The organism is Noviherbaspirillum album, from assembly GCF_035916955.1.
Lineage (GTDB): Bacteria > Pseudomonadota > Gammaproteobacteria > Burkholderiales > Burkholderiaceae_D > Noviherbaspirillum > Noviherbaspirillum album.
This window is the reverse complement of record NZ_JAWIIV010000024.1, coordinates 62315-87538: the sequence shown is the minus strand read 5'-3', so window position 1 is coordinate 87538 and position 25224 is coordinate 62315. Positions and strand designations below refer to the sequence as shown.

The 25224-nt window shown below is 59.6% G+C and carries 24 protein-coding genes and 4 tRNA genes; 3 read left to right on the top strand and 25 right to left on the bottom strand.

What is annotated here, in order from left to right:
• Window positions 1-79 precede the first annotated feature (79 nt).
• The 3 genes from RY831_RS22955 (at window position 80) to RY831_RS22945 (ending at window position 3282) form a co-directional block, all read left to right on the top strand.
• Window positions 80-1141: a phosphotransferase family protein gene (locus RY831_RS22955; protein WP_326508706.1), complete on the top strand. Its 1062-nt coding sequence runs from the start codon at window positions 80-82 to the stop codon at window positions 1139-1141.
• Window positions 1142-1220: 79 nt separating this feature from the next.
• Window positions 1221-2483: an acyl-CoA dehydrogenase family protein gene (locus tag RY831_RS22950; protein ID WP_326508705.1), complete on the top strand. Its 1263-nt coding sequence runs from the start codon at window positions 1221-1223 to the stop codon at window positions 2481-2483.
• A 106-nt stretch (window positions 2484-2589) separates the two neighbouring features.
• Entirely contained in the window at window positions 2590-3282 is a 693-nt protein-coding gene (locus tag RY831_RS22945; protein WP_326508704.1) for a glutathione binding-like protein, read from the top strand.
• Between the two features lie 238 nt (window positions 3283-3520).
• Here the strand turns inward: RY831_RS22945 and RY831_RS22940 are convergent, their stop codons facing one another.
• The 25 genes from RY831_RS22940 to RY831_RS22820 form a co-directional block, all read right to left on the bottom strand.
• Entirely contained in the window at window positions 3521-3979 is a 459-nt protein-coding gene (locus tag RY831_RS22940) for a MaoC family dehydratase (RefSeq protein WP_326508703.1), read from the bottom strand.
• Between the two features lie 51 nt (window positions 3980-4030).
• Window positions 4031-4489: a MaoC family dehydratase gene (locus RY831_RS22935; RefSeq protein WP_326508702.1), complete on the bottom strand. Its 459-nt coding sequence runs from the start codon at window positions 4487-4489 to the stop codon at window positions 4031-4033.
• A gap of 45 nt (window positions 4490-4534) precedes the next feature.
• A complete protein-coding gene (locus RY831_RS22930; protein ID WP_326508701.1) occupies window positions 4535-5674 on the bottom strand; it encodes an acyl-CoA dehydrogenase family protein in 1140 nt (379 codons plus the stop codon).
• Window positions 5675-5681: 7 nt separating this feature from the next.
• Window positions 5682-6878: an acyl-CoA dehydrogenase family protein gene (locus RY831_RS22925; protein ID WP_326508700.1), complete on the bottom strand. Its 1197-nt coding sequence runs from the start codon at window positions 6876-6878 to the stop codon at window positions 5682-5684.
• 243 nt (window positions 6879-7121) lie between these two features.
• Window positions 7122-7547 (bottom strand): DUF1178 family protein, encoded by a 426-nt coding sequence (locus RY831_RS22920; RefSeq protein WP_326508699.1) that lies wholly within the window; start codon window positions 7545-7547, stop codon window positions 7122-7124.
• A gap of 191 nt (window positions 7548-7738) precedes the next feature.
• A complete protein-coding gene (locus RY831_RS22915; RefSeq protein WP_326508698.1) occupies window positions 7739-8023 on the bottom strand; it encodes a hypothetical protein in 285 nt (94 codons plus the stop codon).
• Between the two features lie 331 nt (window positions 8024-8354).
• Window positions 8355-9338, bottom strand: a complete 984-nt coding sequence (gene lipA, locus RY831_RS22910) for a lipoyl synthase (protein WP_326508697.1) — start codon at window positions 9336-9338, stop codon at window positions 8355-8357.
• A gap of 17 nt (window positions 9339-9355) precedes the next feature.
• Window positions 9356-10480 (bottom strand): glycine cleavage system aminomethyltransferase GcvT, encoded by a 1125-nt coding sequence (gcvT, locus tag RY831_RS22905; protein ID WP_326508696.1) that lies wholly within the window; start codon window positions 10478-10480, stop codon window positions 9356-9358.
• Window positions 10481-10545: 65 nt separating this feature from the next.
• Complete coding sequence (locus RY831_RS22900; RefSeq protein ID WP_326508695.1) at window positions 10546-11925, bottom strand: L-serine ammonia-lyase; 1380 nt, start codon at window positions 11923-11925, stop codon at window positions 10546-10548.
• A 56-nt stretch (window positions 11926-11981) separates the two neighbouring features.
• Complete coding sequence (gcvP, locus tag RY831_RS22895; RefSeq protein WP_326508694.1) at window positions 11982-14855, bottom strand: aminomethyl-transferring glycine dehydrogenase; 2874 nt, start codon at window positions 14853-14855, stop codon at window positions 11982-11984.
• 127 nt (window positions 14856-14982) lie between these two features.
• On the bottom strand, window positions 14983-15363 hold the full coding sequence (gene gcvH / locus RY831_RS22890) for a glycine cleavage system protein GcvH (protein ID WP_326508693.1): 381 nt from the start codon (window positions 15361-15363) through the stop codon (window positions 14983-14985).
• 670 nt (window positions 15364-16033) lie between these two features.
• A complete protein-coding gene (locus RY831_RS22885; protein ID WP_326508692.1) occupies window positions 16034-16378 on the bottom strand; it encodes a YggL 50S ribosome-binding family protein in 345 nt (114 codons plus the stop codon).
• 114 nt (window positions 16379-16492) lie between these two features.
• Window positions 16493-16585, bottom strand: a tRNA-Leu gene (locus tag RY831_RS22880).
• Window positions 16586-16641: 56 nt separating this feature from the next.
• Window positions 16642-16715 (bottom strand) — tRNA-Cys (locus tag RY831_RS22875).
• A 111-nt stretch (window positions 16716-16826) separates the two neighbouring features.
• Window positions 16827-16902: transfer RNA gene (locus tag RY831_RS22870), tRNA-Gly, on the bottom strand.
• An 80-nt stretch (window positions 16903-16982) separates the two neighbouring features.
• Window positions 16983-17058 (bottom strand) — tRNA-Gly (locus RY831_RS22865).
• 125 nt (window positions 17059-17183) lie between these two features.
• Entirely contained in the window at window positions 17184-17768 is a 585-nt protein-coding gene (gene pgsA, locus RY831_RS22860) for a CDP-diacylglycerol--glycerol-3-phosphate 3-phosphatidyltransferase (protein WP_326508691.1), read from the bottom strand.
• Between the two features lie 82 nt (window positions 17769-17850).
• On the bottom strand, window positions 17851-19731 hold the full coding sequence (uvrC, locus tag RY831_RS22855) for an excinuclease ABC subunit UvrC (RefSeq protein ID WP_326508690.1): 1881 nt from the start codon (window positions 19729-19731) through the stop codon (window positions 17851-17853).
• Window positions 19732-19744: 13 nt separating this feature from the next.
• The gene (gene nagZ / locus RY831_RS22850; RefSeq protein WP_326508689.1) at window positions 19745-20797 is read right to left on the bottom strand and encodes a beta-N-acetylhexosaminidase; all 1053 of its coding nucleotides are present in this window, start codon (window positions 20795-20797) and stop codon (window positions 19745-19747) included.
• Entirely contained in the window at window positions 20794-21186 is a 393-nt protein-coding gene (gene acpS / locus RY831_RS22845) for a holo-ACP synthase (RefSeq protein WP_326508688.1), read from the bottom strand. Before acpS ends, nagZ begins: the two co-directional genes overlap by 4 nt.
• A complete protein-coding gene (gene pdxJ / locus RY831_RS22840; RefSeq protein ID WP_326508687.1) occupies window positions 21183-21950 on the bottom strand; it encodes a pyridoxine 5'-phosphate synthase in 768 nt (255 codons plus the stop codon). Before pdxJ ends, acpS begins: the two co-directional genes overlap by 4 nt.
• A 14-nt stretch (window positions 21951-21964) precedes the next feature.
• Window positions 21965-22822 carry a DNA repair protein RecO gene (recO, locus tag RY831_RS22835; RefSeq protein ID WP_326508686.1) on the bottom strand — a complete coding sequence of 286 codons (858 nt, stop codon included), beginning with the start codon at window positions 22820-22822 and terminating at the stop codon, window positions 21965-21967.
• A 57-nt stretch (window positions 22823-22879) separates the two neighbouring features.
• The gene (gene era / locus RY831_RS22830) at window positions 22880-23794 is read right to left on the bottom strand and encodes a GTPase Era (protein WP_326508685.1); all 915 of its coding nucleotides are present in this window, start codon (window positions 23792-23794) and stop codon (window positions 22880-22882) included.
• Window positions 23791-24804 carry a ribonuclease III gene (rnc, locus tag RY831_RS22825; RefSeq protein WP_326508684.1) on the bottom strand — a complete coding sequence of 338 codons (1014 nt, stop codon included), beginning with the start codon at window positions 24802-24804 and terminating at the stop codon, window positions 23791-23793. The genes era and rnc overlap by 4 nt, the downstream gene beginning before the upstream one ends.
• Window positions 24805-24851: 47 nt before the next feature.
• A complete protein-coding gene (locus tag RY831_RS22820; protein ID WP_326508683.1) occupies window positions 24852-25211 on the bottom strand; it encodes a DUF4845 domain-containing protein in 360 nt (119 codons plus the stop codon).
• Between the last annotated feature and the right edge of the window lie 13 nt (window positions 25212-25224).

The window sequence follows — 25224 nt, the reverse complement described above, 5'->3', positions numbered from 1 at the left end:
AAATAGAATAGTACGATCGTACGCTTTTCGCTGTAGAATGAGACGATAACTATTTCTCGCTGTTCGCAAAGGAGACAAGATGTTTGAAGAATTCATGGGCACGCGTCCGGTATCGGAGCGTCAGAAGTTCGACATCGGCGCCATGCAGGAATACATGCGGCAGCACGTCGAAGGCTTCTCCGGAGAACTCGCGGTCGAGCAGTTCAAGGGCGGCCAGTCGAACCCCACCTTCAAGCTGACGGCCGGCGGAAAAAGCTACGTACTGCGCACCAAGCCCGGCCCCGCCGCCAAGCTGCTCGCCTCCGCCCATGCGATTGACCGCGAATTCCGCGTCATGGATGCCCTGAACAAGGCTGGTTTTCCCGCCGCAAGACAGTTCGCCCTGTGCACCGACGAATCGGTGATCGGCCGCGCCTTCTACATCATGGATTTCGTCGACGGCCGCGTGCTCTGGGACCAGTCGCTGCCCGGCATGAGCAACGGCGAGCGTGCCGCGATCTACGATGAAATGAACCGGGTCATCGCGCAGCTGCATACCATTGACTACGCGGCCATCGGCCTGGCCGACTACGGCAAGCCGGGCAATTATTTCATGCGCCAGATCGATCGCTGGACCAAGCAGTACAAGGCGTCGGAAACGGAAAAGATCGAGGCCATGGATAACCTGATCGAGTGGCTGCCGAACAATATCCCGCCCGGCGACGACACCAGTATCGTGCATGGCGACTACCGCCTCGACAACATGATCTTCCATCCGACCGAGCCGCGCGTTCTCGCGGTGCTCGACTGGGAACTGTCGACGCTCGGACACCCGCTGGCCGACTTTTCCTACCACTGCATGAGCTGGCATATTCCGCCGGGCCAGTTCCGCGGCATCGCCGGCATCGATTACCGCTCGCTCGGCATTCCGAGCGAGGAAGATTACATCGCCAGGTATTGCGAACGCACCGGCAAGACCATCAACCGCAGCGATTTCAACTTCTACCTTGCTTACAACATGTTCCGCCTTGCTGGCATCCTGCAGGGCATCATGAAGCGCTATGTCGACGGCACCGCGTCGAGCGAACAGGCGCTCAAATCCGGCCAGGCGGCAAGGCCGATGGCGGAAATGGGCTGGGCTTACGCCTCGGGCCAGAAATAACGGCCAGTATTAGACAGCAACGGCTAGAGACCACATAGACACCACAGAGACACCACCGAGAGACCACAAAGGAGACGACATGGAATTCGAATATTCCGACCGCTGCAAGGAACTGCAGGAAAAGCTTCTGAAGTTCATGGATGAGCATATTTATCCAAGGGAGAAAGAATTTGACGAGGAAGTCGACCGCAACGGCCGCGAGAAAGGCAACCGCTGGATTCCGACGCAGCTTATCGAAGAGCTGAAGCCGAAGGCGCGCGCCGCCGGCCTGTGGAACCTGTTCCTGCCCAAGTCCACGCGGGCTCCGGAAGGCCTGTCCAACCTCGACTATGCTCCGCTGTGCGAAATCATGGGCCGCGTGTCCTGGGCGCCGGAAGTCTTCAACTGCGCAGCGCCGGACACCGGCAACATGGAAACCATCGAGCGCTACGGCACCGAGGAGCACAAGCGCCAGTGGCTGGAGCCGCTGCTGCGCGGCGAGATCCGTTCCGCGTTCGCGATGACCGAACCGGGCGTGGCATCGTCCGACGCAACCAATATCGAAACCCGCATCCAGCGCGATGGTGACGACTACGTGATCAATGGCCACAAATGGTGGATTTCCGGTGCCGGCGATCCGCGCTGCAAGATCTTCATCCTGATGGGCAAGACCGATCCGAGCGCGCCGCGCCATTCGCAGCAGTCGATGATCCTGGTGCCGCGCGATACCCCGGGCGTGACCATCAAGCGCCCGCTGCCGGTGTTCGGCTATGACGATGCGCCGCACGGCCACTGCGAGATCCTGTTCGAAAACGTGCGCGTGCCGGCTTCCAACATCCTGCTGGGTGAAGGCCGCGGCTTCGAGATCGCCCAGGGCCGCCTCGGCCCGGGCCGCATCCATCACTGCATGCGCGCCATCGGCGTGGCCGAACGCGCCCTCGAGTACATGTGCAAGCGCCTCAACGAGCGGGTCGCGTTCGGCAAGCGGGTTTCCGAACAGAGCGTATGGCATGAACGCATCGCCGAGTCGCGCATCATGATCGACACCGCGCGCCTGCTGACGCTGAAGGCTGCCTACATGATGGATACCGTCGGCAACAAGCATGCGAAGGCGGAGATCGCGATGATCAAGGTGCTGGCGCCGAACGTCACGCAGAAAGTGCTCGACTGGGCCATTCAGGCCCATGGCGCCGGCGGCGTATGCGACGACTTCCCGCTGGCCGGCCAGTTTGCGGGCAACCGTACGCTGCGCATCGCCGACGGTCCGGACGAGGTGCACCGCAACTCCATCGCCAAGCTGGAACTGGCCAAGCACATGGCCATTCCCGCGCGCGAACAGGAATTGCCGATCACGCGTTCCTGATCGTTCGCCCGGCAGACAGTAGGCCTCCTGCAAGGACTGTCGAATCGCTGCATAATCTTGCTGCGTTTGACAGTCCAACAACAATTGCACAATTGCCGGAGCTCACATGATCGACGTTTATTCCACTGCCACGCCGAACGGACACAAGGTTCACATCATGCTGGAGGAATGCGGCCTTCCCTACCGCGTTCACCACATCAATATCGGCGAGGGCGACCAGTTCAAGCCTGAGTTCCTGGCGATCTCCCCCAATAACAAGATTCCCGCCATTGTCGATTCGGACGGCCCGGACGGCGAGCCGATGTCGGTATTCGAATCGGGCGCGATCCTCGTCTACCTGGCGAGCAAGGCAGGCAAGTTCCTCGGTACAACAGACCGGGAAAAGTTCACCACCCTGCAGTGGCTGATGTTCCAGATGGGCGGCGTCGGCCCGATGCTCGGCCAGGCGCATCACTTCCGCATCTATGCGCCGGAAAAGATCGAGTACGCGATCAACCGCTATACCAATGAAGCGAAGCGCCTGTATGGCGTCATCGACCGCCAGGTTGCGAAGACGGCCTATCTTGCGGGTGATGAATACACCATTGCCGACATTGCCACCTTCCCGTGGCTGCGCTCCTGGAAAAACCAGGGTATCGACTGGGATGAGTTTCCGAACGCGAAGCGCTGGTTCGACGAGATCAGCGAACGTCCGGCGGTCAAGCGCGGCGTCGAGGTCCTTGCCGACCTGCGCAAGCCGCTGATGGACGACAAGTCGAAGGAAATGCTGTTCGGCTCGACCCAGTACCAGAAGCGCTAGAGTGCTTTCGGTCTGACTGGACTAGGCGAGGCCGAGATGGTTTGCCGGCGAAACAAGGCGTGGTGACGCGACATGGCGGGGCCATGGCAAGGAGACCACAACGCAGTATCGCTGGCAAAGCAGCCGGGATCGTCAGTCTGGTCAGACCGAAAGCGCTCTAATATCCGCGTCAGCTTCGGCGGGCATTCGCAATGAAAAAGGGCTGCATGCGCAGCCCTTTCTTATCCTGCCTGGCACATTACCAGTAGCGCCTCGACACCGACTCGGCGACGCAGACCGGCTTGTCGCCGCCTTCGCGCTCTATCGTCACTGTCCAGACATTTTGCACGCCGCCGGGGATTTCCTCGACTTCCTTGAGCACCATGCGACCACGCACCCGGCTGCCACTCGGCACCGGCGAGGGAAACCTGACCTTGTTCAGGCCGTAGTTGACGCCCATCTTCGCCGAGGGAAACGAGATCGCGCTTTCCGTGATCATCGGCAGCAGCGACAAGGTGAGGAAACCGTGCGCGATGGTGGTGCCGCCGAACGGCGACTCCTTGCGGCAGCGCTCCTCGTCCAGATGGATCCATTGATGGTCGCCGGTCGCCTCGGCGAACATCCTGATGCGGTCCTGCGATACCTGGAACCAGTCCGACACCGCGACCTCCTGGCCGATCAGGCTCTTCAATTCCTCTACCGATGCAATCTCACGCATGCTGTCTCCGTTATTGTCGTATTGAAGCGGCGTCCCCGCTTTCCTGCCCTGCTACTGCGGCCGCCGGCCGTACATGCCCATGCCCTTGACCGTGGCGACCAGTTCCCCATGCTGGTTCCTGGCCTGCCACTGCGTCATGACCACGCCGCGATCCGGCTTGCTGGTCGACGGCCGGGTTTCCAGGATGGTCGTCGAAACCGAGAGCGTGTCGCCGGCGCGCACCGGCTTGAGCCAGCGGATTTCATCGACGCCCGGCGAACCCATGCTCGACGACTGGCGCAGGAAGTGATCCACCAGCATGCGCATCATCATGCTGCAGGTATGCCAGCCGCTGGCGATGATGCCGCCATAGATGGATTTCTCCGCCGCGTCCTTGTCGACATGGAAAGGCTGGGGATCGAACTTCGAGGCGAAATCGATGATTTCCTCTTCGGTCACCGTTCGCGTTCCTACCTCGATAGCTTGGCCGACTTCAAAGTCCTCGAAATACCACTTTTTCAATTCCGCCATCTCGATCCCCTCTGTCCATTATCGGTGTTGCGAGCCCTTGCCTGATCAAGCCGCGTTCCTGAACCCCGCCTGCGCCGCGAAGCGGGCCAGGTGGTGGTCGGTGTCGCCCAGCGTCAGGTCGATCATCGTGAGGCGCTTGAAGTGATGCGCCGCAGTCACTTCATCGGTGACGCCCATGCCGCCATGCAGCTGGATGGCTTGCTGGCCGACATACTTGAGCGCCTGTCCGACACGCGCCTTGGCGGCGGATACCGTGCGCCGGCGCTCGTCCGCGTCGCTCGACGATACCTTGACCGCGGCCAGGGTCGCCATCGAACGCGCCTGCTCCGCCTGCATGAACATTTCCGCCATGCGATGCTGCAGCGCCTGGAACTTGCCGATCGGGACGCCAAACTGCTGGCGCGTCTTCAGGTATTCCAGCGTCGCGCCGTTCAATGCATCCATGGCGCCGACCGCCTCGGCGCACAGCAGGGTTGCGCCGTAGTCGGCGGCGGCATCGAGAATATCCCAGCCGGCGCCGGCGCCGCCGAGCAATGCGCTCGCGGGCACGCGCACATTGTCGAAGCGGATATCGGCCGCGCGCAGGCCGTCGATGGTGCGATAGTCGCGGCGGGTGACGCCGGCTGCATCCGCCGGAACGACGAACAGGGAAATGCCATTGGTATCGCGCTGGGCGCCGCCGGAACGCGCGGAGACGATCAGCATGCCGGCCTGGCCTCCGTGGATCACCACTGTCTTGGTGCCGCTGATCAGATAACCGTCACTCTCGGCCTTGGCCGTCGTGGAGATATCGAACAGGTCATGGCGCGCCTGCTTCTCGCCGAGTGCGGCAGCAAGCTTCAGTTCGCCGGACGCGACCTGCTCCAGCAGCGTTTCCTGGCCGCCTGCCAGCTTGAGGAATTGTGCGCCCAGCACAGTAGCGAAGTACGGCTCCACCACGATGCCGCGGCCCAGTTCCTGCATCACGACCAGCATGTCGACCGCCGAACCGTTGAAGCCGCCTTGCTCTTCCGGAACCGGCAACGCAGTCATGCCGAGCTCGACCAGCGTGCCCCATGCCTGATCGGAGACGCCCTGTTCCGAATGAATGATTTTCTTGCGATGCTCGAAGGTGTAATCCTTGTCGATGAAACGGCGCAAGGCATCCTTGAATTGTTGCTGCTCTGGTGTGTAATTGAAGTCCATGTCCGCCTCACAGTCCCAGGATCATCTGGGAGATGATGTTCTTCTGAATTTCGTTGGAGCCGCCATAGATCGATGTCTTGCGGAAGTTGAAGTAATAAGGCGCGAGCGGCGCGGCATCATCGTCTTCCGTGACGGCATGCTCATGCTCGCCTTCGAGATAGGCCGGATCGAAAGGCATTGCATACGGCCCGACAGCTTCCACCATCAGTTCGGTCAGCATCTGCTGGACTTCGGTGCCCTTCACCTTGAGCATCGACGCCTCGGGGCCAGGTCCGCGCTTGGCGCTTTCCTGCGACAGCACCCGCAGCACGGTCATTTCCAGCGCCATGATTTCGATTTCCAGGCTGGCGACCTTGGCCGAGAACATCGGGTCGTCGAGCAGCGGCCTGCCGCTCTTCATTTGCTTGCCGGCGAGTCGCTTCAGGAACAGGAGTTCGCGCTTGGCGCGTCCGACTGCCGCGATGTTGGTGCGCTCATGGCCAAGCAGATACTTGGCGTAAGTCCAGCCCTTGTTCTCTTCGCCGATCAGGTTCTCCACCGGAACCTTCACGTTATCGAAGAAGACTTCATTCACTTCATGCTCCTCATCCAGCATGATGATCGGACGCACGGTGATGCCAGGCGTCTTCATGTCAATCAGCAGAAAGGAAATGCCTTCCTGCTTGCGTACCGCCGGGTCGGTGCGGACCAGGCAGAAAATCATATCCGCGTGCTGGGCGAGCGTGGTCCAGGTCTTCTGACCGTTCACGATGTAATGGTCGCCCTGGCGTTCGGCACGGGTCTTCAGAGATGCAAGGTCGGAACCGGAACCGGGTTCGGAGTACCCCTGGCACCACCAATCGTCGCAATTCAGAATGCGGGGCAGATAGTAATTTTTCTGGGCCTCGTTACCGAAGGCCATGATGACCGGGGCCACCATGTTCACGCCGAAGGGCAGGATGGATGGGGTTCCGGCGGCGGCGCATTCCTCTTCCCAGATGTGGCGCTGGACCGGCGTCCAGCCGGTACCGCCGTACTGGACCGGCCAGCCGGTGCCGACCCAGCCCTGCTTGGCGACGATCTTGTGCCAGCGGACGAAATCTTCCTTGGAAAGGCGTTTGTGATTGAGAACTTTTTGTTGCAGGTCTTTTGGCAGGTTCGCATCCAGGAAGGCGCGAACAGTATCGCGGAAAGCCAAATCTTCCGCCGTGTAGTTCAAATCCATGCTGTCTCCTCGTAAGTCCTTCTAAGCCCGGCTAAATAGCACGACCGTTCTAAAACGATTATACAGCGCTTTTTTTCTGCATGTCCAAATAATATGAAACTCTATTCCGCACAGCGGAGAGGAAAAGCAAGGATGCATGAAAAAAGCACGCCATTGGCGTGCCTTGTCATGCAGGGTGCGTTAATTGGCGCTAGTCTAAGAGCTTACGAGCATGCTGAAGCAGCGGTCGGGGCGCGGAAACTGTCACTGGAGTGTCGGCTTCGGCGCCGCAGGAAGCGGAAGGACTTCAATACCTTCGTCCGCAAGTGCTTCGTATTCCGCGACCGAAGCGACTCCGCGTATGGCCCGCTCGGGCGCCTCGTGATAGTGAATGCGGCGCGCTTCCTCGACAAAACGCTCACCAACATCCTCGGTGTTGGCCACGACCTTCTGCAGGATTTCCATCATGGCGGCTTGCGCCTGTGCCAACCCCGCAAGTCCTTCGTCCGGCTTGCTGGCCGCGGAGGACAGATTGAGACGGGGAGCCGATGGAAGCCTCGAAATATCCGTGCTCTCGCAGACCGGGCACTCAATCCGGTGCTCGTCCGACTGCGACAGGAAGTCCTGTTCCGAGGAAAACCATCCTTCGAAACGATGGCCCATTGCGCAACTGAGGTTATAGACTTTCATGGTGGGCATGAAAAGGAATGAAACGGGGAGAAGGAGCAGCCAGGGCAGCCAAGCAATATGCATCGCAGTGACATCCGGCATGCCCGGAACGCGTTGCCCGTAGGACTCCGGCGTGGCGGCTATTGTACCGCCTCCGTTTCAATCTCGTTCCGGGAGGATTCAAGTTAGATAGAATCGGCCCGTATCCCGGATCAGTCCTTGAATTCGAACTGCCGCTGCGCGCCGTCCGGCACGCCGTGCAGCTGCTGAGCCATCAGCACGGCCTTCGCACGCCGACGGGCGGCATGCGTTTCGATATTCCCGGTCAGCTTGCGGACGCTATCCTTGATTTCCATGACCTGTTCAGCTTTTGCCAGACGTACCAGTCCTCGCAGGCTTTCACGCCAGACATGGCGTTCCCGGATACCGGCTTCGTCTCCCAAGGCTGCAGCGATCAGGTCTTCGATCACTGCATCAGTCTCAAGCTTTTTCTTCATGGCTGCGCACTTGCTCGTTAAAAGGAAATCAAGAACAGAACCGCGGATGGAATTTCAATGTTGCAATTATGCTTCTATTTCCTAATTGAATGATTGAGCAAGATCAATCGGAAGATCTTTATGGAAACTTTTGAAGGAACTTTCCATGGGGCTTTTAGTGGCCCCGCATCAAGCAGGCCGGTAGAAAAAACGCCCGCATGACCAAGTTGGCGATGCGGGCGGAATTCTTGAGAGATCTTAGAAACCGATTTCATATTAGGCCGTGGATGCCTCTACTCCTTGCGGTTTCGCAAGGGCATATGTTATCCAAGGTCTGTGAACGGTTCGCGGTTTACGAACCAAGCTTTCCGGCCTGCTCGTCCGCATGATAGGACGAGCGCACCATCGGGCCGGATGCCACGTGCGCGAATCCCATGTCTTCGCCCAAGCGCCGCAATTCGTCGAATTCGGCGGGCGTCACATAGCGCTGTACCGGAAGATGATGCGCGCTCGGCTGCAAATACTGGCCCAAGGTCAGCATCTGGACATCATGGGCGCGCATGTCCCGCATGACTTGCTCGACTTCCTCCAGCGTTTCGCCAAGGCCGAGCATCAGTCCGGACTTGGTGGGAACCTGCGGCTGCATTTCCCGAAAGCGCTGCAGCAGTTGCAGCGAGCCCAGATAATCGGCGCCGGGCCTGGCCTGTTTGTACAGGCGCGGTACTGTTTCCAGATTATGGTTGAACACATCCGGCGGTGCCGCCTCCAGTATTCGCAGGGCAACATCGACGCGCCCGCGGAAGTCGGGAACCAATACCTCGACGGCAATCCCGGGGCTCATTTCACGCGTGGCCGTGATGCATGCCGCGAAATGCGCCGCGCCGCCGTCGCGCAGATCGTCCCGGTCGACCGAGGTAATGACGACATAGCGCAGGCCCATGTCGTGGACCGTGCGTGCCAGATTGGCCGGCTCTTCCGGATCGAGCGGATTGGGACGTCCATGCCCGACGTCGCAGAATGGGCAGCGACGCGTACAGATATCGCCCATGATCATGAAGGTAGCCGTACCCGACTTGAAGCACTCGCCAAGGTTGGGACAGTTGGCCTCTTCGCACACGGTGTGCAGCTTGTTTTCCCTCAGGATGGCCTTGAGCCGGTTGACTTCCTGCGTGCCGGTGAATTCGGCGCGTATCCATTTCGGCTTGCGCAGCATCTGCTCCGGCTGCGTCGGTGCGATCTTGATCGGGATGCGCGCCATTTTTTCCGCGCCTCGCAGCTTTTCGCCCGCTACAACCGGCCGGACGGCGGGCTTGTCTCCGGACTTGGTGTCGCTCATCGTTTCCTTATCCATGGTCAGCCACGGTAATAGCGTTGTGGCGCAAACGGCGTCTTTACCACTTCTACCGGCACCGGCTTGCCGCGCACGATGGCTTGCAGCGCGGTCCCGATCTTGTCGGCGCCGGTCTCGACGTAGCCCATCGCAACCGGTGCGCCGACGGTCGGTCCGAAGCCGCCGCTGGTGACCTTGCCGATGCTGCGTCCCGATGCATCGACCAGTTCCGCGCCTTCGCGCACCGGCATGCGGTCCTTGACCATCAAACCTACGCGCTTGCGGGCGACGCCTTCGGCCAGCTGACGCATGATGGCTTCGGCGCCGGGATAACCGCCGGCACGGGCGCCATCGGCGCGCCGTGATTTTGACAGCGCCCAGGACAGACTGGCCTCGACCGGTGTCGTGTTTTCATCCATGTCATGTCCGTAGAGGCAGAGGCCGGCTTCCAGCCGCAGCGAATCGCGCGCACCCAGCCCGATGGCCGCGACTTCCGGCTGCGCCAGCAGCACGCGCGCAAGTTCCTCGGCCTTGTCGCCCGGCACCGAAATCTCGAAGCCGTCCTCGCCGGTATAACCGGAGCGGCTGATGAAGCACTCGGCGCCGGCCAGCCTGACTTTTCCGGTTTTCATGAATACCATCCCGGCGGTCTCCGGCGCGAGCCGCGCCATCACGGTTGCAGCGGCAGGCCCCTGCAGCGCCAGCAATGCGCGGTCGTTCAGGGGTTCGACGGTGCATCGGCCGCCCAGGTGCTTTTGCATGTGGGCGATATCCTGCTGCTTGCAGGCGGCATTGACCACCACGAAGAGATGATCGCCGCCGTTCGAAATCATTAGGTCGTCCAGGATGCCGCCGCGCTCGTTCGTGAACATCCCGTAACGCTGCATGCCGGCCGGCAGGTCGATGATGTCGACGGGCACCAGGGTTTCGAGCGCGGCTGCCGCGTCCGCGCCGGACAGCCTCACCTGCCCCATGTGGGACACATCGAACAAGCCGGCCTGGGTACGCGTATGCGTATGCTCCTTCAGGACGCCGGTCGGATACTGCACCGGCATTTCGTAGCCCGCGAAAGGCACCATCTTGGCGCCGAGTTCCAGATGCAGGTCATAGAGCGGCGTACGCGCCAATGCTTGGGTGTTGGTATCCATTGTTCATGTTCCTCGTGTTCTTTATGTTTCTCGTTATTGATTGCCAATGATGGGAGCGCGATTCATCAGCATTCGATGACATTGACCGCAAGACCGCCGCGCGCGGTTTCCTTGTATTTGATCTTCATGTCGGCGCCCGTCTCGCGCATGGTCTTGATGACCTTGTCGAGCGAGACGAAATGATGGCCGTTGCCGCGCAAGGCCATGCGCGCCGCGTTGATGGCCTTGATGGAGCCCATTGCGTTGCGTTCGATGCACGGCACCTGGACCAGTCCGCCGATCGGGTCGCAGGTCAGGCCGAGGTTGTGTTCCATGCCGATTTCGGCGGCGTTTTCGACCTGGGCGGGCGTACCGCCCATCACCTCGGCCAGCGCGCCGGCAGCCATCGAGCAGGCAACGCCGACCTCGCCCTGGCAGCCGACTTCGGCGCCGGAAATGGACGCATTTTCCTTGTACAGAATGCCGATGGCGGCCGCCGTCAGCAGGAAGCGGACGACGCCGTTGTCATCCGCGCCGGGTATGAATCGATGGTAATAATGCAGCACCGCCGGAACGATACCGGCCGCACCATTGGTAGGCGCCGTGACCACCCGCCCGCCGCCCGCGTTTTCTTCATTGACGGCCAGCGCATACAGGTTGACCCAGTCCATCGTGGTCAACGGATCGCGCAGGCTGGCTTCGGGATGACTGGACAGGTTGCGGTACAACTCGGCGGCGCGTCGCTGCACCTGCAGGCCGCCAGGCAAAATGCCTTCGCGCTCGCACCCGCGCTTCACGCAATCCTGCATCACCTGCCAGATGCTAAGCAAACCCTGGCGGGTTTCCTCCTCCGGCCTCCACGCGGTTTCATTGGCCAGCATGAGCTGGCTGATGGAAAGCCCGTGCGTCTGGCACAGGGCGAGCAGTTCATCCGCGCTATGGAATGGATACCTGAGCGGAGTGGTATCCGGCACGATCCGGTCCGCTCCCATCGCTTCTTCATTGACCACGAAACCGCCGCCGACCGAATAATAGATTTTCGATGCAATCACTCCGCCAGCCTTGTCGAAGGCGGTGAATCGCATGCCGTTCGGATGCTGCGGCAAGGATTCCCGGCGGTACATCAGCAGGTGTTCACGCTCGATGAACGGAATCTCTTTTTCACCAAGCAGGCGGATGCGTTTTGCGGCACGTATCGCCGCAAGGCGATCGGGAATGGCGTCGGTATCCACCAGGTCCGGCGCCTCGCCTTCGAGGCCCAGCATCACGGCCTTATCGCTGCCGTGCCCCTTGCCGGTCGCGCCGAGCGAACCATACAGCTCGGCCTTGACGGATTCCGCCGAAGCAAACGTTCCCGAGGACTTCAAACCCGAGACGAACTCCAGTGCAGCCCGCATCGGCCCCACCGTGTGGGAACTCGACGGCCCGATGCCTATCTTGAACAACTCGAATGCGCTGATGGCCATGTCATTGCCTGCAAGTGGATTGCCGCGTTGAAGCGGACGGAGTCCGCATGCGCGGCTTATTCGTAGTCGGACATCGGCGGGCAGGCGCAGACCAGGTTGCGGTCGCCATACACATTGTCGATGCGCCCGACCGGCGGCCAGTACTTGTTATTGCGCAGCGACGCCACCGGGAACGCGGCCTGTTCCCTGGTATAGGAACGGCCCCACTCGCCGACCAGATCCATCGCCGTGTGCGGCGCATGCCGCAGCACGCTGTCGTCGGCGGTAACCGCTCCGTTCTCGATGGCGCGGATTTCTTCGCGGATGGCGATCATGGCATCGCAGAAGCGGTCGAGCTCTTCCTTCGATTCGCTCTCGGTCGGCTCGATCATCAGCGTGCCGGGCACCGGGAAGGACATGGTCGGTGCATGGAAGCCGAAGTCCATCAGGCGCTTGGCCACATCGTCGACCGTGATGCCGGTGTCTTTCAGCGGACGCAGATCGACGATGCACTCGTGGGCCACGATGCCGTTCTCGCCAGCGTACAGGATCGGATAATGCGGCGCGAGGTGCTTGGCGATGTAGTTGGCATTCAGGATGGCGACCTGGCTGGCCTGCTTCAGGCCCTGGCGTCCCATGAGCTTGATGTAGGTCCAGCTGATCGGCAGGATGCTTGCGCTGCCCCAGGGTGCGGCGCAAACCGGTGCCGCCGCATCGCCTGCCTTGTCGAGCATATGATGGCCCGGGAGGAAAGGCGCGAGATGCGACTTGACGCCGATCGGACCCACGCCGGGTCCGCCGCCGCCGTGCGGAATGCAGAAGGTCTTGTGCAGGTTAAGATGCGATACGTCGCCGCCGAACTTGCCCGGCGCGCACAATCCCACCATCGCATTCATGTTGGCGCCGTCGATGTAGACCTGGCCGCCGTGCTTGTGCACGATATCGCAGATCTCGCGCACCTCAGCCTCGAACACGCCGTGTGTGGACGGATAAGTGATCATGATTGCGGCGAGATCGGCCGCGTGCTTTTCTGCCTTTGCCTTCAGGTCGGCCACGTCGACATTGCCGCGTTCGTCGCACTGCACCACCACGACCTGCATGCCGGCCATGTGGGCCGTGGCCGGATTGGTGCCGTGGGCGGAACTGGGAATCAGGCAGATGTTGCGATGCGCTTCACCGCGGCTCTTGTGATAAGCACGGATCGCGAGCAGGCCCGCGTACTCGCCTTGCGAGCCGGCATTCGGCTGCAGCGACACGGCGTCGTAGCCGGTGCAGGCGACCAGCATGTCTTCCAGCTCGCGGATCATTGCCTGATAGCCCTGCGCCTGCTCCAGCGGTGCGAAAGGATGCATGCCGCCGAATTCCTTCCAGGTAACCGGAATCATTTCGGTGGTCGCATTGAGCTTCATGGTGCAGGAGCCGAGCGGAATCATGGTGCGGTCGAGCGCCAGGTCCTTGTCGCTCAGGCTGCGCAGGTAGCGCAGCATCTGCGTTTCCGAGTGATGCGTATTGAAGACCGGATGGGTCAGGTATTCGCTGGTTCGGCTCAGCGCTGCCGGAATCCTGTCGTCTGCCGCGGTCTCGCATGCCGCGAAGGAAGGAATCGCCCTCCCCTCTCCCGCAAAGATTTCCCAGAGCGTCTCGACATCGAAGCGCGTGGTCGTTTCGTCGAAGGACAGGCCGAGCGTGGCGTCGTCGATTTCGCGCAGATTGATGGAGCGTGTCCGCGCCGCTGCATGGATGGCCTGCGTGCGCTCGCCGGTTCGCACCGTGACGGTATCGAAGTAGGCGGCCGTGGAAACCTGGAAATCCAGCTTGCCCAGACCGTGTGCGAATGCGCAAGTCAGGCGGTGCACGCGCTGCGCAATGGTTTTGAGCGCCTTCGGGCCGTGATAGGCTGCGTACATGCCGGCGATGTTGGCCAGCAGTACCTGCGCGGTGCAGACGTTGCTGGTCGCCTTCTCGCGGCGGATGTGCTGTTCGCGCGTCTGCAGCGCGAGGCGATACGCCTTGTTCCCGTGGCTGTCGATGGAAACCCCGACGACGCGGCCTGGCATCAGGCGCTTGTTGGCATCGCGGGTCGCGAAGTAGGCGGCATGCGGTCCGCCATAGCCCATTGGAACGCCGAAGCGCTGAGCGGAACCGACGGCAACGTCGGCCCCGAATTCGCCGGGCGGCTTGAGCAGCGTCAGCGCCAGCAGATCGGCGGCAACGACTACCAGCGCCTGCTTCGCATGCGCCTTGGCGACCGTATCGGCGTAATCATGGACGTCGCCGTCCACCGCGGGATACTGCAGCAGCACGCCGAAGCAATCGCACTGATCGAGGTCGGTGCGATGGTCGCCGACCACCACTTCCACGCCGATCGGTTCGGCGCGCGTACGGACCACGTCGATGGTTTGCGGCAGGCATTCCCTGGATACGAAGAAGGTCTTGCTCTTGCTCTTGGAGACGCGCTGGCAGAAGGTCATTGCCTCGGCTGCCGCTGTGGCTTCGTCGAGCAGGGAGGCATTGGCAATCTCTAGCCCGGTCAGGTCGCAGATCATGGTCTGGAAATTGAGCAGGGCTTCAAGCCGGCCTTGCGATATCTCGGGCTGATACGGCGTATAGGCTGTGTACCATGCCGGATTTTCCAGCAGGTTGCGCAGGATGACGGTCGGGGTATGGGTGTTGTAATACCCCATGCCGATGAACGACTTGAATACCTTGTTCTGCGAGGCGATGCGGCTCAGTTCGTCCAACACCTCCGCTTCGCTGCGCGCATCTCCCAGCGCCAGCGGCTCATGCGACAGGATTGCTTCCGGCACGACCTTGCCGATGAACGCATCCATCGAGTCGAAACCGAGTTCGGCCAGCATGGTTTGCTGATCGGCGTCCGAGGGACCGATATGCCGCTCTATGAAATCCGCGTGCTGCTCCAGCTGCTCGAACGGGACCCGATTCTCTGCCATGCTAACCTCTATCACAATGTCACAATGAATTGAATGTCTTGCCAGTTGCGCCGCCAGTGTTCGATGGTCGGCGCCTTTGCTGCCTGCTACTGATGCTTGCTTATGTTGCCTGCCGAGCGCCGGCGCTTCAGCCCAGCGATTCGATGTATGCCTTGTATCCCGCCTCGTCCATCAGGGCATTGATCTCGTCGAGGGACGCAGGCTGGAAACGGAAGAACCATCCTTCGCCCATTGCATCCTCATTGACCTTGCCAGGCTCGTCTCCGAGGGCGCCGTTGACTTCGGTAACCGTCCCGCTTGCCGGCATGTTGATCTCGCCGGCGGTCTTCACGGATTCGATGACGGCGGCTTCGTCGCCTTTTGCATATTCCTTGCCGGTCTCGGGAAGCTGTACATAGACCAGGTCACCCAGGTGATCCTGGGCGTAGTCGGTGATGCCTACCGTGACTTGACCGTTATCCTCGATCCGCAGCCATTCATGCTCTTGGGTGTACACGGTCTTGCTCATCAGTTTCTCCTGGAAATGTTGGATGGAAAGTCGTGGCGAAATGCCTATTTGGAATGCCGCAGATTGTAGTGCCTTCCATGTTTCCATGGTGGTCAAAACAGTCTGAAAAACATTCAAAAAACAAAATACATTCGGAGCATTTTTATTTTTTCAAAAATAATCTTTTAGGAATTTGCTTTTTTATCCATTGGCGCCGGTAGGCTGAAACCACGTTTTGATTGGAGGGAAATGGGTGAGCGACCCATCGTCGAACCCGGCCCTGTCGGTAGGAGTTACCTTGGAGGCGGCGTGTTCCGCATGCATGCAAATCACGCGTCCTGCAAGCCTGCTTGTTTGCAACTTTGGTTCAAGAAGCGCTGACAACACATCAGTGACAACGATCTACTGACTGCGCTGAAGTGAATAGCTTACGGAACTGAGCGATGGAGGGATGTGCCGCACGGATGCGCGGATGCTGAGAAGCGCCGAAGATATCGGGGAGAGACGTGAAAAGGTTTAATGAAGCTGGTGCCAATAATGGAATACCGTTCCGGTCCGACGATGCTCCAGTATCTTGTTCAATAAGCTGCTTTCGCCTGGATACCAGTAAATGGACACACGGCCCGGTGGCAAACTGTTCTTCTTCCTGGCGATACGCTCGCCGCTGACGGCGAGCGTACGACACGTTACATCAAGTGCTGTACCAGGCGTCCTTTAGAGGACCGACCTGAATATCGCTCAGTTCATGGCAGGTTTCAAGCCATGTCTTGAATATATCGCGCTGCGCCTCCGTGACCGAACCTCGGGGCGCCCTGACGACGACGAAGCCCTTGAGATCATCTTCGAATACACCGCCAAACAGCAAACCGTGTTCGATCAAGGCATCGAAAAGACGATCGACAAATTGCTGGTGCTCCGAAGTGGACAGCTCCTTGGCCCTCTTCGCCGTTACGTTGAATCCAAACTCCTGAAACTCGCCTAGACGAAGCTTCTTGCGTTGACGAAGGTTATGCTTTCCGGCCGTTTTTGCTGGCATTCAAGTCTTTCTAGGGTGAGGGAAAAGGGTCTACATGAACTGCTGCCAGAGCGACTGCTTATAACAGGCGCTCCTGTTCACGATAGCCTTATCTTGGTGGGTGGAATTTCTTGATGGTGCCCGAGACCGGAATCGAACCGGTACGCCCCCTCTCGGGTAAGCGGCGGATTTTAAGTCCGCTGTGTCTACCAATTTCACCACTCGGGCAAGGCAGGCGGCTTCTGCAGATACAAAAAAAGCGCACGCGGCGCTTTTTGGAAAACTGGAGGCGGGGGTCGGGATCGAACCGGCGTAAACGGCTTTGCAGGCCGCTGCATAACCACTTTGCTACCCCGCCATGGGGAAGTATTGTAACCACAAACTGCGATTTGCGTTTGCACTGGACTGCAGAATCCATGTGCCGTCGCTGCGGGATTCAATCGACAATGCCAATCTAACCCGATGAAACTGGAGCGGGAAAAGAGTCTCGAACTCTCGACCTCAACCTTGGCAAGGTTGCGCTCTACCAACTGAGCTATTCCCGCATGAACTGCATGCATTCACCAGGCAAATCTGCAACGCCTGATGAAATAAAAAAGGAAGCTAGAAGCTTCCTTTCGGATTCTGGAGCGGGAGAAGAGTCTCGAACTCTCGACCTCAACCTTGGCAAGGTTGCGCTCTACCAACTGAGCTACTCCCGCATTCACAACAGACACGCATTATAGAGAATAAAAGATTCTTGTCAACCCTTGCTCCCTGCGCGCCATCGGCGCATGACCACCATGGCGCATCACGCATCGCACCGCGTCGATGCATGCAACCGGTCTCAGAATACGGGGCCCGCTTTTTCCTTGATCAGGGGCCAGGCCTTGCGCAGATAGTAGAACATTGACCAGACGGTCAGCACCGCCGCGATTACGAGCAGCCATGCACCCCACAAGCGCGTATCGATGACGCCGAACAGCGTATCGCTGTACAGGAGCATCGGGATCGCAATCATCTGCGCCATGGTCTTGATTTTTCCGAGCGAGCTGACTGCCACCGATTTCGAGGCGCCCAGCTGGGCCATCCATTCCCTCAGTGCGGAAATCGCGATCTCGCGCCCGATGATGATGAATGCGACGACGGCATTCACGCGATCGAACTCGACCAGCACGAGCAATGCGCCCGCCACCATGAGCTTGTCGGCGACGGGATCGAGGAATGCACCGAATGCGGAGGTTTCATTCCAGCGGCGCGCGAGGAAGCCGTCGAACCAGTCGGTGACGGCGGCAATGATGAAGATCGCGGTCGACGCCACTGCTTTCGCATCGGGAGACAGCCATTCATCAGGCAGATAGAACACGCCCACCACGAGAGGAATAAGCGCAACGCGCAACCAGGTAAGAAGTATCGGGATATTGATGGGCATAGTCGGTGCCATTGAATTCACCCGATTATCGCGTGGAAATTGCATTCACTGCAATTGCCACGGTACAGGCTGGATCAAAAGATCAGTGAAGCTGCTTATAGATTTCTTCCGCAAGCTGGCGCGATATGCCTTCCACGGAAGCGATCTCCTCTACGCTGGCATTGGCAACACCGCGCAATCCGCCGAAGCGCGCGAGCAACCTTTGGCGGCGCTTTGCGCCAACGCCTTCGATTTCTTCAAGCCGGGATGTCTGCCGCGCCTTCGCGCGCTTGGCCCGCATGCCGGTAATGGCGAAACGGTGCGCCTCGTCGCGTATCTGGGCAACAAGCATGAGCGCCGCGGATTCCTTGCCCAGTTCGGCCGGCGGGCGTCCATCGGCGAAGATCAGTGTTTCAAGCCCCACCTTGCGCCCTTCCCCCTTGGCTACGCCGACGATCAGACTGATGTCGAGTCCGAGTTCGCTGAAAACTTGGCGCGCCATTTCGACCTGGCCCTTGCCGCCGTCGACAAGCACGATATCCGGCATGACGCCGTCGCCATTGGCCACCTTTTCATAACGCCGTGACAATACCTGGCGCATCGCTGCGTAGTCGTCTCCCGGTGTGATGTCATTGATGTTGTAGCGGCGGTACTCGCTGTTCTGCATCGCATGGTGATGGAATACGACGCAGGAAGCCTGTGTCGCCTCTCCTTGCGTATGGCTGATGTCGAAGCACTCGATGCGGAGGCTTTCGAGATCGGCCACATCCATGGCTAGCACGTCGACCAGCGCCCGCGTGCGCGCCTGCTGCGAACCCTGTTCGGACAGAAGGCGCGCAAGGGCAATCTCGGCGCCCTTCTGCGCCATTTCAAGCCATTGACGGCGCTGGCCCTGGGGCTGGAATACCAGTGTGATACGGTGTCCGCACTGTTCCATGAGCGCCATCATCAATTCGGGCTCATCAAGCTCCACGCTCAAGATGATGACCGAGGGAATGAAGGTGTCGATATAGTGCTGGGCGAGGAAGGCCTTGAGAACCTCGACTTCGGGAACACCTTCCGCGGCCGCGAGCGCATCGTCGACATGAGTCGGAAAGTAGGCGCGGTCGCCAAGATGGCGCCCTCCCCGCACCATTGCCAGGTTCACGCAGGCGCGTCCTCCCTGCACGACGATCGCAATCACGTCGATATCGGCATCGCCGACGGTTTCCATGGTCTGCTGATGCAGCACCCGGGACAATGCGCTGATCTGGTTGCGCACGGCGGCGGCCTGTTCGAATTTCAGCTCTGCGGCAAAGCCATGCATTTTCGTTTCGAGGGTTTCCATCACTTCGGTCTGCCTGCCGCGCAGGAATTTCGCAGCATTCTCTACGTCGAGCGCATAGTCTTCCTTGCCGATCGCGCCGACGCAGGGTGCGCTGCAGCGCTGGATCTGATGCAGCAGGCAGGGACGCGTACGGTTGGCGAAGACGGTGTCCTCGCAGGTGCGGATGCGAAACACTTTCTGCAGGATCTGCATCGATTCCTTGACCGCCCAGGCGCTTGGAAACGGGCCGAAATACTGGTTTTTCTTGTCGACCGAGCCCCGGTAGTAAGCCATGCGCGGCGTATCCTGCGCCGTGATTTTCAGGTAGGGATAGGACTTGTCGTCGCGGAAGAGAATATTGAAGCGGGGCTGCAGCGTCTTGATCAGGTTGTTTTCAAGCAGCAGCGCTTCGGCTTCGCTTCTCGTGACCGTGGTTTCAAGACGAGCGATGCGTTCCACCATCATCGCCGTGCGCGGGCTGGAAAGGGTTTTCTGAAAATAACTGGATACCCGCTTCTTCAGATCGCGTGCCTTGCCCACGTACAGCAGCTTGTTTTCGGCATCGAAATAACGATAGACGCCAGGAAGGTGCGGCAGCTTGGCAACCGTTTCCAGCATGACGGCACGCGGGTCTGGCGCGGCGGGATCGGGTGCGGCGGATACGACGGTTTCGGACATCAGTGTTTCTTTTTCATGCATCGCCCAGTGAAAGGACGGTCTTTTTCGCAGCCTGGTAACGGGGATCCTGCTGCAGCTCGCCCCATGACGGCGCCGGGGCTTGCGGAACCAGGGAAGCAATACGCATCGCCGATTCCCTCGACGCGGCATCCCGTTTCGGATTCAGGTCCGACAGCAGTTCGTCAGCCTTTTCCGGCGAATTGCAGATCAATACCATGTCGCAACCCGCGTCCAGCGCAGCTCTGGCGCCGGCGGTCACGTTGCCTGCCACCCTCGCGCCTTCCATGCTGAGGTCATCGCTGAAGATCACGCCCTGGAAACCCATGTCCTTGCGCAGGATACCAAGCCACTTCTTCGAAAATCCCGCAGGATTTTTGTCAACTTTCGGATAGACCACGTGTGCAGGCATGACGGCGGCAAGGCTGAGTCCCATCCACTCGTAGGGAGCGGCATCTTCGCCCAGGATGGACTTGAGGTCGCGCTCATCCACCGGCATGTCCACATGGGAATCGGCCTCGACGAAGCCGTGGCCGGGAAAGTGCTTGCCACAGTTGGCCATGCCGGCCAAGAGAAGTCCGTGATTGAGGCTCTTGGCCAGAGCGCAGACGACGCGAGGGTCGCGATGAAAGGAACGGTCGCCGACCACGCCCGACTCTCCGTAGTCCAGGTCCAGTACCGGCGTAAACGACAGGTCGACGCCGCATGCGCGCAATTCGGCAGCGAGCACGAAGCCCACATCGGTTGCGGCGCTCATGGACGCCAGCACATCGCTGTCCCACATTTCGCCCAGTCTGCGCATGGCCGGCAGGCGGCTGAAGCCGTCCGTCCGAAACCGCTGGACGCGGCCGCCCTCATGATCCACTGCAATCAGGACTCCCGGGCGCGCCGCATGGATGGCTTCCGTCAGGGCGGTGAGTTGCGCGCGGTTGTCATAATTGCGGGCAAACAGGATTACTCCGCCGGTCAGCGGATGTTGAATGCGGCGAATGTCGTCGTCGGTCAATTCCTTGCCGACCACATCAAGCATGACCGGCCCCAAGGCCCCATTTGCTGCCAATCCACTCATGTCTTCTCCACGATGACGAAAGCAACCGCGTAGTCGGCCTCGTCGGTAATCGAAACTTGCGCAGTCAACCCGTTCTGTTCCATGAAATCCTTCAATGCCCCGCTGGTAACTGCGACAGGCTTACCGCCCGGCGCGTTCAATGTCTGCATGGCGCGCCATGTCATTGGCATGCGCATGCCGATGCCGATCGCCTTGGAAAACGCCTCCTTGGCGGCGAAGCGCGTGGCCAGGAAACGGATGCCGCGCGCTTCAACCTTTTCCTTGCGGGCGAAATATTTTTCAAGCTCCTGGGGACCCAGGATTATTTCGGCGAAGCGTTCGCCGTTGCGAGCGAGCGCCGCTTCGATGCGCGAGATCTGAATGATGTCCGTCCCGATGCCGTAAATCATTTCTTGTGTATGCCGAGACGGGCCGCGGTCATGATGGCCTTCATTTCCTTGACCGCGTTCTTCCAGCCAATGAAGACGGCTTGCGCGACGATCGCATGGCCGATGTTCAGTTCCTGGATTTCGGTGATGGCGGCAATCGCCTGCACGTTGGTGTAATGCAGGCCATGTCCTGCATTGACCTTCAGGCCCTGCCTCATCCCATCGAGGACCGACAGCTGCACCCGTTCCAGCTCCTGCCGGACTTCACTCTCGGTCGTCGCTTCGGCATAGCGGCCGGTATGGATTTCAATTACCGGGGCGCCGGCTTCCGCTGCGGCGCGAATCTGCGTCGGATCAGGATCGATGAACAGGCTCACGCGGATGCCGCTTCGCTGCAGTTGGCGCACTGCTGCCTGGACCTCGGCAAAATACCTTGCCACATCGAGTCCACCTTCCGTGGTGACTTCATTGCGCCGCTCGGGCACGAGGCAAACGTCATGCGGCTTGATGCGGCAGGCGAAATCGATCATTTCGTTGGTGACGGCCGACTCCAGGTTCATCCTGGTGCGCAACTGGGGACGGATGGCTTCCACGTCGGCATCGCGGATGTGGCGGCGATCTTCCCTTAGGTGCAAGGTGATGCAGTCGGCTCCGGCTTCTTCCGCCAGGAGGGCCGCTTGTATCGGATCGGGATAGACTGTGCCGCGCGCATTGCGCAACGTCGCGACGTGATCGATGTTGACGCCGAGGTCAATGACAGGCGTATGGGGATTGAGAAGGCTCATGGCACTCGATGTAACTATAATTGCATCAAATCTAACAGAATTTGCCGTGTGTTGAGTGGCGCTCCGCCAAGGTGATGCGCCAGCAGGAAACGCATCAGGAACTTGCTCTGCAGCTGCGTATTGCTGTCCGAATAATCTTCCCGCTCCATGTCCAGCAGGGTCTTGCCCGAGACCCGGGGTGCCGTATCGTCGGCTCGGGGCGAGCGCGGCCCCTGCTCCGGATCGACGACATAGGTGTCGGCAGCGACGATGGCCGCTCCTGTTTCCGAACTCAGGCTAAAATCGCCGCCAACCCCGGTTTCTTTCAGCAAAATACGTTCGAACTTGCGCAAAACGATGGGAGGCGGTTCGTCGTGCGCGAGCTGATTCAGGGTTGCGACATAGTGGTCGAACAGGGCGGGATGCGGATCATCGCGGGCCAGCAGCTTCAGCAGGAGTTCATTGAGATAAAACCCGCAAAGCAGGGCCGACTTTTCCAGCGGCAATAAACCGCCTATCCATTCCGCGTCCGTCAGCGTCTTGATCTCGGCCTTGCCGGTCCATCCGACCGACAGCGGCTGGAAGGTCTGTAGCACGCCGCGCAACTTGGAATGCGGACGCTTGGCACCTTTGGCAACCAGCGCCACCCGGCCATGGTCGCGGGCAAAGACGTCGACGATGAGGCTGGTTTCCTTGTAGGGATAGCTGTGCAGCACGAATGCCGGCTGGCCGGCAATACGGATTTCCTTTTCCTGGAATCGACTGCGGCTGGCGGTTCCCGTAGAGCCACGGCGCGGCGCTCCGCCGGCGGGACGGGCTTGCTGCGCATGATCTGGCTGGGATGATCCTGCTGGCTCTATGATGGAAGACGATTCGTTTTGTGTGAGAGGCACGAGCGTATCTGCGTTCTTGTCGCCGGCAATCGCGCCATGGCATCGGCGCCCGCCCGGCTATTCATATCCGTATGCACGCAGGCCGGCTTCGTTATCTGCCCAACCTGACTTTACCTTGACCCATATTTCAAGATAGATGGGGCCGTCGAACAGTTTTTCCATATCCTGGCGGGCCTGCGTTGAAATTTCTTTCAGCTTAGCTCCCTTGTGGCCGATGACCATTGCCTTGTGCCCGTCACGTTCGACCAGAATGGCGGCAAAAATTCTGCGCAGATTGCCTTCCTGCTCGAACTTCTCGATCAGCACGGTACTGGTATAGGGCAACTCTTCTCCAACGAAACGGAATACCTTTTCGCGGACGATTTCAGCCGCCAGGAATTTTTCGCTGCGATCGGTGATGTCGTCAGGCCCGAACATGGGAGGATTTGCCGGCAGATATTTCTCGATTTCCTGCTCGAGCACCGATAACTGGAAGCGCTGCTTGGCCGAGACGGGCACGACCTGCGCGAAATCGCGCTCGGCAGCAACCTTCTGGGCAAAGGGCATCAGGATCGCCTTGTCCTTGATGTGATCCGATTTATTGATGACCAGTATGCAGGGCACATCCTTCGGAAGCAATGCAAGCACCTGCTTGTCCGCATTCTCGAACACCCCGGCTTCGACGACGAAGAGAATCACGTCCGCGGCAGTAAGCGTCGTCGTGACCGTTCGGTTAAGCGTGCGGTTCAAGGCATTGGAATGCTTAGTTTGGAATCCCGGGGTATCGATATAGACGAACTGGGCCTTCTCATGCGTCTGGATTCCGGTGATCCGGTGCCGCGTAGTTTGAGCCTTGCGGGATGTAATGCTGACCTTCGCGCCGATCAGGGCGTTCATCAGGGTGGATTTCCCGACATTGGGACGACCCACGATGGCGATATAGCCGCAACGGAAGTCGGAGGGGGTATCGGAGGCAGCGTCTGAGGATGTCATGCAGTCTTTGATTGGGAGGGCAAGGAAGATGCGCTTTTTTCGTCGGAAGCCGGCGGTGCGGGAGGTTTGTCGGCGACCGCATTATCTGTCTCCGGATCCGCATCCAGATCGAGACGTGTCTGGGATAAATCCGGCGAGCTTTCAACCGTCTCGGCCTTGATTTCGCCCTTTGCCTCCGCCTTTGCGGAAGTCCGGCCAGCCTTGCGCCCGCTGGTTTCACCGACCTGGCTCGAGGCGCCAGCTACACCCGGTGCATCGGACTGAACAGTTGCAATGCCGGCCAGCTTCAACTGCGAGGCCCGAGGCCGAGTCTTGCGTGCAGCGCCCGTGCTCTTGAGCAGCGCATTCTGAACCGCCTCCAGCGCCAGCTTGGCCGCGGCCTGCTCTCCCGCCCTGCGGCTGCCGCCGGTGCCGAATACCTGGATATCCAGCTTGGGAACCAGGCACTCGACCTCGAATTCCTGATTATGCGCGGCCCCGTGGGTAGCGATGACGTTGTATTGAGGCAAAGCTATTTTCTTGCCTTGCAGATATTCCTGCAGCAAGGTCTTGGCATCCTTGCCCAAAGTCTTGGGATCAACGGTATCCAGAATCGGAATGTAAAGCGCTCGGATGACGTCACGCGCGGAATTGAAGCCGTCATCGAGAAAAATCGCACCGAACAGGGCTTCCAGTGTATCGGCAAGAATGGATGGCCGCCGGAAGCCGCCGGATTTCAATTCGCCTTCGCCAAGACGGAGAAACTGCGACAACTCCAGCCGTTGCGCAATCTCGTAAAGAGATTGCTGCTTCACCAGATTCGCCCGCAGGCGGGACAAATCGCCTTCGTCGATCTTTGCATAGCGTTCGAACAGAAGCGACGCGACGACGCAGTTCAAGACGGAATCTCCAAGAAATTCCAGCCTCTCGTTATGCACACTACTGTGGCTGCGATGCGTCAGGGCTTGCTGCAGTAATGCAGCATCCTTGAACGTGTGCCCCAGCCGGTCTTGCAATAACTTGAAATCCATCTCGCTCCGTCGCCCAAGTCCTCTTACTGTACAGGTTTCCCGGTCGCTCAGCGGCCGGTAGTTGCAACATAATCAATTACCAGGCTAGCCGGACCGACCAGCGGAATGCGCTTTTCGTACGCCACGCTGACATCGAAACCCTCTGCAGTCTTGATAATTTCAAGATCTTTTCCGGTTACTGATTCGATATATCCGGCACTACGTTGTTTCTCGAAAGAATCCTGAATCTCGCGCGCCGTTGTGCCTGTGTTCCTGGCGTTGGCAATCGCCTTCTTGATTGCACTATATTCAACAACGGTCGGTACGATTTTTAACCCAAGCACGGCCAGTAAAGCTACGACAACGATAACAAACAAGAATCCCGTCAAAGACAAGCCAGATGCCTTGGCAGCCAACCTCGTATTCATGCACCACTCCCCT